At 76.6% G+C, this 11,433-nt stretch carries 10 protein-coding genes and 1 pseudogene; 6 read left to right on the forward strand and 5 right to left on the reverse strand.

What is annotated here, in order from left to right:
• Nucleotides 1-183 precede the first annotated feature (183 nt).
• Together ECOMGDLI_RS03455 and ECOMGDLI_RS03460 are read right to left on the reverse strand one after the other, a co-directional pair.
• Nucleotides 184-570, reverse strand: coding sequence for a hypothetical protein (locus ECOMGDLI_RS03455; RefSeq protein WP_088313717.1), 387 nt, complete (start codon nt 568-570; stop codon nt 184-186).
• A 20-nt stretch (nt 571-590) separates the two neighbouring features.
• On the reverse strand, nt 591-1,214 hold the full coding sequence (locus tag ECOMGDLI_RS03460; RefSeq protein ID WP_088313721.1) for a nucleotidyltransferase domain-containing protein: 624 nt from the start codon (nt 1,212-1,214) through the stop codon (nt 591-593).
• A gap of 215 nt (nt 1,215-1,429) precedes the next feature.
• Between ECOMGDLI_RS03460 and ECOMGDLI_RS03465 the strand changes: the two genes are divergently transcribed.
• Together ECOMGDLI_RS03465 and ECOMGDLI_RS03470 are read left to right on the forward strand one after the other, a co-directional pair.
• Entirely contained in the window at nt 1,430-2,551 is a 1,122-nt protein-coding gene (locus ECOMGDLI_RS03465; RefSeq protein WP_158220880.1) for a glycosyltransferase, read from the forward strand.
• Nucleotides 2,548-3,537, forward strand: a complete 990-nt coding sequence (locus ECOMGDLI_RS03470; RefSeq protein WP_158220881.1) for a lysylphosphatidylglycerol synthase domain-containing protein — start codon at nt 2,548-2,550, stop codon at nt 3,535-3,537. The genes ECOMGDLI_RS03465 and ECOMGDLI_RS03470 overlap by 4 nt, the downstream gene beginning before the upstream one ends.
• A 54-nt stretch (nt 3,538-3,591) precedes the next feature.
• Here ECOMGDLI_RS03470 and ECOMGDLI_RS03475 read toward each other — a convergent pair whose 3' ends face one another.
• Complete coding sequence (locus tag ECOMGDLI_RS03475) at nt 3,592-4,308, reverse strand: DUF3105 domain-containing protein (RefSeq protein WP_088313729.1); 717 nt, start codon at nt 4,306-4,308, stop codon at nt 3,592-3,594.
• 152 nt (nt 4,309-4,460) lie between these two features.
• On the opposite strand from ECOMGDLI_RS03475, the gene ECOMGDLI_RS03480 reads away from it, so the two are divergent.
• Entirely contained in the window at nt 4,461-5,417 is a 957-nt protein-coding gene (locus tag ECOMGDLI_RS03480; protein WP_088313732.1) for a DNA-3-methyladenine glycosylase, read from the forward strand.
• Nucleotides 5,414-6,394, forward strand: a complete 981-nt coding sequence (locus ECOMGDLI_RS03485; RefSeq protein ID WP_158220882.1) for an aminoglycoside phosphotransferase family protein — start codon at nt 5,414-5,416, stop codon at nt 6,392-6,394. Before ECOMGDLI_RS03480 ends, ECOMGDLI_RS03485 begins: the two co-directional genes overlap by 4 nt.
• A gap of 29 nt (nt 6,395-6,423) precedes the next feature.
• Here the strand turns inward: ECOMGDLI_RS03485 and cofE are convergent, their stop codons facing one another.
• Together cofE and cofD are read right to left on the reverse strand one after the other, a co-directional pair.
• Nucleotides 6,424-7,470, reverse strand: coding sequence for a coenzyme F420-0:L-glutamate ligase (gene cofE, locus ECOMGDLI_RS03490; protein WP_088313735.1), 1,047 nt, complete (start codon nt 7,468-7,470; stop codon nt 6,424-6,426).
• A 77-nt stretch (nt 7,471-7,547) separates the two neighbouring features.
• Nucleotides 7,548-8,551, reverse strand: a pseudogene (gene cofD / locus ECOMGDLI_RS03495) (2-phospho-L-lactate transferase); the annotation flags it as partial.
• 706 nt (nt 8,552-9,257) lie between these two features.
• Between cofD and ECOMGDLI_RS03500 the strand changes: the two are divergent.
• Together ECOMGDLI_RS03500 and ECOMGDLI_RS03505 are read left to right on the forward strand one after the other, a co-directional pair.
• Complete coding sequence (locus tag ECOMGDLI_RS03500; protein ID WP_088281392.1) at nt 9,258-9,512, forward strand: WhiB family transcriptional regulator; 255 nt, start codon at nt 9,258-9,260, stop codon at nt 9,510-9,512.
• A 136-nt stretch (nt 9,513-9,648) separates the two neighbouring features.
• Nucleotides 9,649-11,433 (forward strand): glycosyltransferase (locus ECOMGDLI_RS03505; RefSeq protein ID WP_143447490.1); only part of this gene is annotated, 1,785 nt, incomplete at its 3' end.

Below are 11,433 nucleotides of genomic sequence, written 5' to 3' on the forward strand. Positions count from 1 at the left end.
GTCCCGCGTCGTCCGCAGCCCGCCCGTACCGCCCGACGTCACAAGAGCGCTCCCAGCGCCGACACGCCGCGGTTCCGGCCCGTTGGTGCGTTCTGCGGTACGGCTGTCCCAACGGTTGGACGTGCGGATCGGACTGCGATGGAGGCTTCGGCCCGTGCGCGCCGCTGGCCCGGGCTGGGGAAGTCAGAGGCGTTCCGCGGCCTCGACGAGTGCTGCTGCGGCCCGGATCAGACCTTGGGCGTCGTTCCTGGCGATCAGTCGAGGCGAGTAGTGCACCGTGTCCTTCGCCGCCAGGACGCGCCGGAGCTTGGCGGCCAGCGACGGATCGCCGGCGTCCACGGTGGCCAGCAGGTCTGCCGCCTGGTCGTGGTCCTGGCCGCGGCTGTACCGCCCGAGCCGGAGCCCGCAGATGGCGTCCGCGGCGGCGATCGCGGCCAGCACGGCGAGCGCCGCGGCGACATGGGTCTCGGACTGCGTCGACGGCTCCTCGAGCACCAGTTCGGCCACGTCGAGGAAGGCCCGTGCCTGCGCCCGCCGGGCCCGTGCCTGCTCCGAGGTGCAGTCAGTCACCCGACCCTTCGCCCTCGGGCTCAGGGCGTCCTCCTCAGCAGGTCGAGCAGCCGGGTGCCGGCGAGATGGACGTGGTCGGCTCGCCAGGAGTCCACCAGGGGATCGTCTGCGGCGGCCATCTCGGCGAGCACGGGGACCGTCAGGGCCACGATCTGGGCACGGTTCCCGGTCCAGCGGCGGACGTCCTCGGCGAGATCGTCGAGGAAGGCGGCCCGTTCGTCGTCCGGTGCTCGCCCGGGCTCGTCGAACACGACGAGCACGTCGATGTCGCTGTCGGCCGAGGCGTCCCCACGGGCGAAGGACCCGAAGAGGCTGGCATGCGTCGGGGTCGCGGGTCCCGCCTCGATCGCCGCCTTGATCCGGTCCACCACTGCTCCGCGCAGAAGGGTCATGGACACGATGGCGTCGGCGGCGACGTGGTCCCGGTTGAGCGAGTAGAGGGTCGCGTGGCGGTGCTCGCTCGCGAGCACGATCCCCTGGTGGACCAGGCGTGCCAGCACCTTGCGCACCCCGTCCGGGCTGCCTGCGCCGCCCCGGCGGTGCACCTGGGCGCCGCTGACCCAGCCGGTCGTGGCGGCGAGGGCCTGCAGGACGGCAGCGTCGAGCGTCGGTGTCACGACCGCCAACGGCTTGCTGAGGTCCATGTCTGACCGTCTTTCCTCGCTATCTACCGACTATAGTCGGCATGTCACGACTATAGTCGGCAATACCTGCTCGGAGAAGTACCGGCGATCGGTCCGGCCGGCCCGGCAGATGGCGTCCGGACGCCATGACCTCTGCTCGGGCCGGCGCACGCAGCCTGGCGACGGATCGGGGGGTCACTCGCCCCGGGCACCCCGGACACGGCAGGATGCGTGCCGTGACCGGGGACGAGGACGGCGCGCAGACCGCGCGGAGCACGGCCGCCGGGCTCGTGCGCGGCCTCGCGACGACCGCCAAGGCGCTCCTGCGGCCCGCGCACACCGCCGAGTACCCCGACGTCCTCCCCGCCCTCCCGCCGCGCTCGCGCGGGGTCATCGCGCTGCTCCACGAGAACTGCACCTCGTGCATGCTCTGCGCCCGCGAGTGCCCGGACTGGTGCATCTACATCGACTCCCACAAGGAGACGATCCCCGCGGTGGACGGCGGCCGGGAGCGGCAGCGCAACGTCCTCGACCGGTTCGCCATCGACTTCTCGCTCTGCATGTACTGCGGCATCTGCATCGAGGTCTGCCCGTTCGACGCGCTCTTCTGGAGCCCGGAGTTCGAGTATGCCGAGCTCGACATCAAGGACCTGCTCCACGAGAAGGACCGGCTCGGCGGCTGGATGAACTCCGTCCCGCCGCCGCAGCCGCCGGACGTCGCCGCCCCGGAGCCGAAGGAGGTCGCGGCGAGCCAGAAGCCGGCCCGCCCGGCGCGGGCCGCCGCGGTCGCCGCGCGCAGCGGGCGGCTCGGTGCCGCGGACGCCCCGCTGCGGCTGCTCGCGCTCGGGTACGTCCGCCGCTACAAGGGGTTCGACCTGCTCGTCCGGGCGGCCGCCGGGCTGCCCCGCGTGCACGTCACCGTCGCCGGCGAGGTGTGGTCCGGCGGTGGCCGGGACCTCGACGCCGTCCGCGCCGACCCGCGGCTGGCCGGCCGGGTCGACGTCCGCGCCGGGTACGTCCCCGCCGCCGACCTGCCCGGGCTGCTCGCGGAGCACGACGTCCTCGCCCTGCCGTACCGGCACGCGACGGCGTCCCAGAACGTGCTCATCGCGCACGCCCACGGGCTGCCCGTGCTCGCGACCGCCGTCGGCACCTTCGGCGAGCAGGTGCGCGACGGCGTCGACGGGCTCGTCGTCGCGCCGGACGACGAGGCCGCCCTCGTCAAGGCGCTCGAGCGGCTCCTCGAGCCCGGGGTCGCGGCGGCCATGACCCGCGCCGTCCCCGACGTCGACGAGGCGGGCCCGTGGGCGCGCTACGTCGAGGCGCTCACCGGCCTCGCCGGGCGGGCCGCCGCGTGAGCAGCGACGCGTCGGGACCGAAGGGCGGCGGGTCGAAGGACGGTGTGGCGGCCCTCGTCGGCCGGCTGCTCGCCGTCGTCCAGTCCCGGGCCGCGCGCTGGGTGTTCGGCGTCGTCGCGGCGGCGCTCGCGACCTGGGCCGTCGCCGCCCGGTGGAGCGAGGTCGTCGACGCCGTCGGCCGGCTCTCCGTCGGCTGGCTGCTCCTCGGGCTCGTCGCGACCGTCGGCAACGCCGCGACCGCGGGCCTCATGTGGAACGCCGTCCTGCGCGACATGGGCGCCCGGCTGCCCCTCGTCGTCGCGGCCCGGGTGTTCTTCGTCGGCCAGCTCGGCAAGTACGTGCCCGGCAGCGTCTGGCCGATGGTCATGCAGGCCGAGCTCGCGAGCGACCACGGTGTCGCCCGCCGCCGCACCGCCGCCGCGACGATGGCGAGCCTGCTCCTGGCGATCACGAGCGCCCTGCTCGTCGTCGTCGGGACGCTGCCGTTCGTGCCGGACGTCGTCCCCGACGAGTTCGCCTGGACGCCGCTGCTCGTGCTGCCGCTGCTCGTGCTCCTGCACCCGCGAGTCCTCGTGCCGCTCATCGACCGGGCCCTGAAGATGCTCGGCCGCGACTCCCTGGACGCCCGGACGACGCTGCGCGGCACCCTCACCGGCACCGGCTGGGGGCTCGTCTCGTGGGGTCTGGCCGGCGCCCAGGTCGCGGCGCTCGCGATCCCGCTCGGGGCGCCCGCGACCGCGCACACCCTCGCGCTCGCCGCCGGCGGCTACGCGCTCGCCTGGGCCGTCGGATTCGTCGTCGTCGTCGCACCCGCCGGCGCCGGCGCGCGCGAGGTGGCCCTGGCGGCCGTCCTCGCGACCGTGCTCGGGCCCGGCGCCGTGGTCGTCGTCGTCCTCGTCTCCCGGGCGCTGTTCACCGTGACCGACCTCGCGCTGGCCGGGGTCGGCGTCGCGCTCGCGAAGCGGTCCCGGGCCGCGACCGCCTGACCGGGGCCGACCGGCTGCCGGTCAGACCCGGCCGTGGTCAGCCCCGGCCGTGCGTCACTGGGCGTTCGGCTCGGGGGAGTCGGTGTACGGGTACTTCGCGACGAAGTCCTTGATCACGCTGCCCGAGACCGAGCCGCAGAACTGGCGGTAGCCCTGCTTGGCGCCCCAGTGCGAGATCGCGAGGTTCTTGCCCGCCGGGAAGGCGCCCCGGGCGGGGTCCCAGGCCGTGACGACGAACTTGCCGGCGCCGACGTTCTCGTCGTTGTCGCGCACGAGCTCGCTGATCCGCTTCAGCTCGTCCTGCTGCGCCTTCGGCAGGCTCTCGGAGTACCAGACGATCGAGTAGCCGTGCTCGAGGTTGTGCACGAGCGCCTCGAGCCTGGGCCGGTCGTCGGCGGTGTAGAACGCCGACGCCGGGAAGGCGGGCTGCGCGTAGTGCTCGCCGGACGACGGCGGCACGGTCTTGTACTCGACCGTCGTCTTCGACGCCTGGTCGGTGCCGGGGCCGACGTGCACTGAGCCGCCGGCCGCCTCGTCGGTGACGACCGGGTCGCACGAGGCGGCGGCCGCGGAGGCGACGCCGATGTTCGTGATGTCGTTGGCGGCCTGCTCGCGGCGGATCACGGCGAAGACGACCCCGACGAGGACGGCGACGACCGCGAGGCTGGCGACGACGACGAGCAGGTTCTTGCGCCGTTCGGCGGCCTGCTGCGCCTTGCGCATCTCCTCGACGCGCGCCTTGCGGTCCTTCTCGGCGTTCTTGTTGGCCACGAGCTTCGCTTCCGTCGGGCCCGGTGGTCCGGGGCGGGTGGACGTCCCTGGTGCTGCCTGTGCGTGATCTGCTGCCTGAGCCGGTAGGTGAACCGTCAAGAGTCTAAGGACCCGGGCTGCGTGACCGGGCACCGACCGGCGAGACTTCCCGGGTGACGAACGAGGGCGGCCCCGGGTTCCGGGTCTGGCGGCCCGGCCGCGAGGTCGCGGTCGGCGCGACGCTCGCGACCCTGCGCCGCGGCGGCGGCGACCCGGCGTACCGGCTGCAGCCGGACGGCGTCGTGTGGCGCGCCACCCGGACCCCGGACGGTGCGGCCCTGCTGCGGCTCGAGCCGCGGCCCGCGGACGGCGAGGTGCTCGCCCACGCGTGGGGGCCGGGCGCCGGCTGGGTGCTCGACGGCGTCCCCGAGCTGCTCGGCGCCGCGGACGACCCGACCGGCTTCGTGCCGCGCCCCGAGCACCCGAGGCTCGTCGCCGCGTGGCGGGCCCGGCCGGGCTGGCGGGTGCCGCGCACCCGGGCCGTCTTCGAGGCGCTCGCCGCGGCCTGCCTCGAGCAGCGGGTCACCGGCAAGGAGGCCTTCGCGGCGTGGCGCGGGCTCGTCCTGAGGCACGGGGACGTCGCCCCCGGCCCGGCGGGGGACGCCGGCACGTTCGCGACGGGGATGCGGGTGCCGCCCGCGGCCGCGGACTGGGCGGCGATCCCCTCGTGGGAGTGGCTGCGGTTCGGCGTCGAGGAGGCCCGGCGGCGGGTCGTCGTCCTCGCGGCGGCCTCGGCCGGCCGGCTCGAGCAGACCCTCGACCTCACCGGTGACGAGGCGGCGAAGGCGCTGCGGACGGTCCCCGGCATCGGCGTGTGGACGGCGGCCGAGGTGCGCCAGCGCGCGCACGGCGACGCCGACGCGTTCTCGTGGGCCGACTACCACGTCGCGAAGAACGTCTCGTGGGCGCTCACCGGGCGGGTGCTCGACGACGCCGGCTGCGCGCCGCTCGTCGAGTGCTACCGCGGCCACCGCTACCGGGTGCAGCGCCTCCTCGAGCTGGACGGCGCGTCCCGGCCGCGGCGCGGCCCGCGGATGACGCTGCCGGGGCACCTGCCGGTCGTGCGGTGAGCGGGGCCGCGGTCGACGGCGGGGACGCCGGGCTCGAGCCCGCGGAGGAGTTCGAGGGACGGCGGGAGCGGCGGACGCCGCAGGTGCTCGCCGCCGTCCGGCGGCTCCTCGCGGCGCACGGCCGGGCCGCGGTGCGGGCCAGACCGCTGTCGGCGCGGGCCAACGTCGTCGTGGCCCTCGACGGCCTGCCCGCCGGCGCCCACCCGCTCGTCGTCCGCTCGCCGACCCGCACCGACCTGCTCGCCGGGCAGGACCCCGCCGACCCGTGGCGGCACCACCAGGAGCTGGGCCTGGCCCGACGGCTCGCCGGCCGCGGCGCGCCGGTCGTGCCGCCGGCCACGGACGACGACGTGCTGCCCGCCGGCCCGCACCTCGTCGACGGGCTCGTCCTCACGGTGTGGCGGGCAGGCCGCCCGCCCCGGCCGCACGAGCTCACGCCGCAGGCGCTCGGCAGCACGCTGCGCGCCCTGCACGACGCCGGCCGCGGCGACCCGGGGGCCGCGGCGCTGCCGCCGCTCGGCCCCGTCGCCGGCGACCTCGACCTGCTGCTCGCGACCGCCGCCCGGCTGCGGGCCGCCGACCCCGGTCTGCTCGCCCGGCTGCACGAGGCCCGGGCGGCGGTCACGGGGCCGTTGCTCGCCGCCGACCGGACGACGTGGCAGGCCGTCCACGGCGACGCGCATCCCGGCAACGTCCTCGTCCTCGACGGCCGGCTCGTGTGGAACGACCTCGAGGACGCCTGCCTCGCGCCGCCCGCATGGGACCTCGGGACGCTGCGGTCCTCCGCCCGCACCGACGGCGCCGCCGCCCTGCGGGCCTACGCGGCCGCCGGTGGCCCCGTGCCGGACGTCGCGGCCCTGGCCGCGTGGGTGGCCGCCCGGGACCTCCAGCGGGCGGCCTGGACGGCGCTGCGGGCCCGGACCCCGGCCGCGCTGGCCGAGGTGCACGCCCTGCTCGACGGGCTGCTCGCGGCCTGACCCGGCGCTGACCCGGGGCCGCCGGCCGGTCAGGCGGGGGCGAGCCGCAGCACGACGTGCCGCGGGCCCTCTTCGAGGACCGTCGCGACGAGGTCCTCGGCCCAGGCCGCGGCACCGAGCCGTTCCGCGACGGCCCCGAGGGCGAACCGGTCGTCGGCGCGCAGGGTCACGAGGGCGTGCCGGCTGCCGTCCGGTTCGAGCTCGGTCGTCACGTCCGCCGCGACGGCGAGCGCGGCGCCGACGAGCCGGTGCCGCAGGGCGAGCCGGACGGCCCGCCGGGCCAGCGTCGCGACGTCCTCCCGGACGACGTGCGGCGGCTCGACGTCGTGCGCGGGCGGTGCGCCGAGCGCGGTCCGGACCGCCTCGACGTGGCCGAGCCGGAACCAGTCGCCGGCACCGGCCCGCAGCAGGGTCGCCGCCCCCGGCCCGTCGTCGTCCTGCACGAGCCCGGCCAGGCCCCGGACGACGGCCACCGGGACGCCCTCGAGCTTGCCCTTGACGAGGTCCGCCGCGGAGGCGACCTCGTCGGCGACCGCCCGCACCGTGACCTCGAGCGGGTTGCCGTACGCGTCGGTCGCACCGCGCAGGTCGTCGGTGACGGCGAGCCCGGCCGCCCCGATCGCGGCGTCGACCTGCCCGTCGCGCCAGGGCCGGCCGAGGGTGTCGGTGACGACGACGGCGAGCCGGAGCCCGGTGCGCGCCCGCAGCCCGGCGCGCAGGGCCCGCGCCGAGCCGTCCGGGTCGGCGGGGAGCAGGAGCACGGTGCCGAGCGCGACGTTGCTCGCGTCGACGCCGGCGGCGGCCATGACCGGGCCGGAGCGGGACTCGACGATCCGGGTCGTCCCGCGGGGTGTGCGGCGTTCGGCGACGACCCGCAGGGTCTGCGCCGCGACGGCGCCGTCCCGGGAGGCCGCGGCGACCGTGCGGCCCTCGGCCTTCGCGACGACCTTGCTCGCGACGACGAGGACGTCCCCGTCGCGCAGGTCGGTGCCGGTGGCGACGACGAGCGCCGCGAGGTCGTCCCCGGCGGCCACCTCGGGCAGCCCGTGGACCGGGTGGATCTCGAGCACCGTCACGTCGGGCCTCCGGCTCGCGCGGGCCGGCCGGTCAGGCCGCGGGCGACGCGGCGAGCGCGGCGGCGAGGTCGAGGGCNGTGTGCGGCGTTCGGCGACGACCCGCAGGGTCTGCGCCGCGGCCTCCCGGGGCGGCGCCGGCGATCTGCGCGGCGGCGGCGACGTCCGTCATGAGCAGCGGCCGGGCCCGGACGGCGGGGCGCCCGTCGGCGCCCGGCCCGACCGTGCCCTCGTCGGAGGTGTCGACGAGCCAGCCGTCGAGGAAGTCCGCGTAGAGCCCGGCGACCGCGGCGGCCGACGTCTCGACGCCGATCGCCGTGAGGCACGCGTCGGCCATCCCGCGGACGGGGGCGCCGCCGACGATGGGGGAGACCCCGACCACGGGGGCCCGGGTGCCGCGCAGGGCGTCCCGGACGCCGGGCACCCCGAGGATCGTCCCGATCGAGACGACCGGGTTGCTCGGCGGCAGCAGGACGACGTCCGCCTCGCGGAGCGCCTCGAGGACGCCCGGCGCGGGCCGGGCCTGCTCGATGCCGACCGCGAGGATCTGCCGGGCGGGCACCGCGGCGTGCAGCCGGACCCACCACTCCTGGAAGTGGATCGCCCGCCGGCCGCCCTCGGCCTCCTCGTCGTCCACGACGACGTGGGTCTCGACCCGGTCGTCGCTCATCGGCAGCAGCCGCACGCCGGGCTTCCAGCGGTCGCAGAGCGCCGCGGTCACCTCGGACAGCGGCATGCCCTGGCCGAGCAGCCGGGTGCGCACGACGTGGGTCGCGATGTCGCGGTCCCCGAGGGTGAACCAGTCCGGTCCCTGGCCGTACGCCGCGAGCTCCTCGGCGACGGTGAAGCGCTCGTCCTCGCGGCCCCAGCCCTGGCCCTCGTGGATCCCGCCGCCGAGGGTGTACATCACGGTGTCGAGGTCCGGGCAGACCCGCAGGCCGTGCAGCGTGACGTCGTCCGCGGTGTTCCCGACGACGGTCACCTCGTGCGGCGAGCCGTCCGTCGGGACGGAGTCGAGGTGGTGGAGCAGGCCGCGCAGGAAGCGCGCGCCGCCGATCCCTCCGGCGAGGGCCGTGATTCGCATGGTGGGATCCTTCCAGGGCATTCTTGGGGACGCCGAGCGGGGGCTCACGGTGCGGTGACGCGGGGTGCTTCCGGCATGCTGTTCGTGATCTTCGCTGGTCAGAGGGGGGTCAGCGGGGTCCGGCGGCCGGGAGCGGGGGCGACCGGGAGCGGTCCCAACCGTGGCTGTCGATCACCCCGGGGGACGAATCGGACAGATCGGTTTGTGTGAATACCACCGTCTCGCTTGACGTAGCGGGTGCGACACACATGTAATTTCATCGGTGTGAGTTTACGGAATCACATACAGTGAGCACGTGGTCACACTACGCTTTCGGCCGTCGGGGCGGTCGGTGGGCGGCTGCAACGGGATCGGTGCGGGTCCCGGGGTGGTGCCCATCTGCTGAACCGGCCGGGACGCAGTTCCTCCGGCGGCCGGGCGGGCTTTCCGCAGGGTCGTCCGTGAGGCCGTGCGGACCGTGGGCAGAGCACGGCGGCTCGGGGCGTCGCACGGGTGCGTTTGCGCAGGTAGTGAACGGGTAGGGCCGGCTCGCGCCGGTGGCAGGACGGCGGCGACGCCGGGTACGTCAGCACGACCGGCACGACCAGCACGACGAACAGCAGAACAGGGCACGCCCGGAGCGGGGCGTGCTCCGTGTGGGGGGACGAGCCCCTCAAGGGGCCAGGGTCGAGGAGGGCGCCAGGTGCACGAGCTCGTGGCGATTTCGATGGTGGGAAGCTCTGCGGCGGACGAAGCCGCTGCCGAGCTGGAGTGGCAGGAGCGGGCGCTGTGCGCCCAGACGGATCCGGAGGCGTTCTTCCCGGAGAAGGGTGGTTCCACGCGCGAGGCCAAGCGGGTCTGCATGTCCTGCGAGGTCAGGGTCGAGTGCCTCGACTACGCGCTGGCGAACGACGAGCGGTTCGGCATCTGGGGCGGGCTCTCCGAACGGGAGCGGCGCCGGGTGAAGAAGCGCGCCGTCTGACGCCGCACGAGCCGGGCCGGGGGCCCGGCCCTTCGTGATCCTCCAGCCCGTTCTCCGGGCGTGACCTGCACAGCAAGTCGCCGCTCCTCCGCGTGTCCTCGCCGCCCGGGCCGCCACCCGGTGTGACCCTCGACCCGTGACCCTCGACACCGGAGCCGGCCCCGGCGTCGCCCTCCCGCGATCCGCCGGGCATCCCGCGGACCTCGACACCGACGCCACGAGGGCTCTCGCCCTCGTCACCGTCGACCCCTTCACGGGTGCGGCGCGTGCCGTCCGCAGCCCCGTCCCCGCCCCGCCCGCGGCCCTCGCGCCGACCGGACGGGTCGCCCCTCGCCCGCGCGTCACCGCCGTCCTCGTGAGCCGGGACGGGGAGCAGCGCCTCGCGCGGACTCTCGCCGCCGTCGCCGCCCAGACCCGGCGCCCGGACCTCCTCGTCGCCGCCGACACCGGATCGGCCGACCGCAGCACGGCGATGCTCGCCACCGCCACGCCGCACGTGCTGCGGCTGGGACGCAAGGCGTCCTTCGCGGACGCCGTCCAGGGTGCCGTCGCGGCGCTCGTGGCCCGCACCACGGTCCGGGAGGACCCGCGTCCGGAGCCGGGCGGCGCGGGTGCCGCCGGGGCCGACGGCACGGCGACCGGCCAGCGCGAGGGGGAGGGCCGCGGCCAGCAGACCACCGAGTGGCTGTGGCTGCTCCACGACGACGGCGCACCCGCACCGGACGCCCTCGCCCGGCTCCTCGAGGCGGTCGAGACCGCTCCGTCCGTCGCCGTCGCGGGCTGCAAGCAGGTCGACTGGGACGACGACCAGCACCTCCTCGACGTCGGCTTCACGACCTCCACGCTCGGGGCCCGGGTCACCGGCCTCGACCCGCGCGAGGTCGACCAGGGCCAGCACGACGCGCGCAGCGACGTCCTCGCGGTGTCCACCGCCGGGATGCTCGTCCGCCGCGACGTCTGGCAGGCCCTCGGTGGCCCGGACCCGCTGCTCGCGCACGCCCGCGACGACGTCGACCTGTGCCACCGGGTCCGGCTCGCGGGGCATCGGGTCGTCGTCGTGCCGGGCGCCGTCGTCGCGCACGCCGGGTCCGGACCGGCGGGGGAGCCGTCGTCCGGTCGCTCCTGGTACCGGGCCGACCGGCGGGACGCGCTCCACCTGCGGCTCGCCGGCGCGCACGCCGGTCTCGTCCCGGTGCTGTGGCTGTGGACGGCGCTCGCGGCGCCGGTGCGGTCGCTGTGGCGGCTCGTCCTCAAGCAGCCCGACCGGGCCGTCGACGAGCTCGTCGCCGCGGCGGTCGTCCTCGCGACGCCCCGGCGCTGGTTGCGCTCCCGGGCCCGGACCCGGCGGGCCCAGACCGTCCCGCGGGACACCCTCAAGCCGCTCCTCGCGACCCGCCGGGCGATCGTCCGGCGGCACCGGGACGCCCTCGCCGCCTGGGCCGCCGCGACGTTGTCCGTCGAGGCGCCCGCCGGGGTCCCGACGGCTGCGACGTCCGTTCCGACGTCCGCTCCGACGTCCGCTCCGACGGCTGCTCCGACGGCCGGGGAGGGCCCCGACCCGGTGGCCGCTCCGCGACCGGGCTGGGGCCGGCGCCGGCTCCAGCGGCTCCTCGCCGTCCGCGCGGTCGCGCCGGCGGTCTCCGGGGCCCCGACGCTCGCGGAGGTCGTCGACGCCGACCGCGGCCGGGTCACGACGGAGCCCGACGGGGACGGCGGCGCGACGCCGGACGGTGCCGCTGAGGACCACCCCGCGGCCGGACCCACGACGGACGCGCCGACCGGCGAGGCGACCAGTGAGGCGACCGACGAGTCGACCGACGACGCGACGGTCACCGAGGACGCCACCGCGCACGCCACCGGCGGCGCGGCCCCGGACGACGCGCCGGTCGACGCCTCGGCCGACGGGCCGGACCCGGCGGCC

Source organism: Kineosporia sp. R_H_3 (assembly GCF_002198675.1).
Taxonomy (GTDB): Bacteria; Actinomycetota; Actinomycetes; order Actinomycetales; family Kineosporiaceae; genus R-H-3.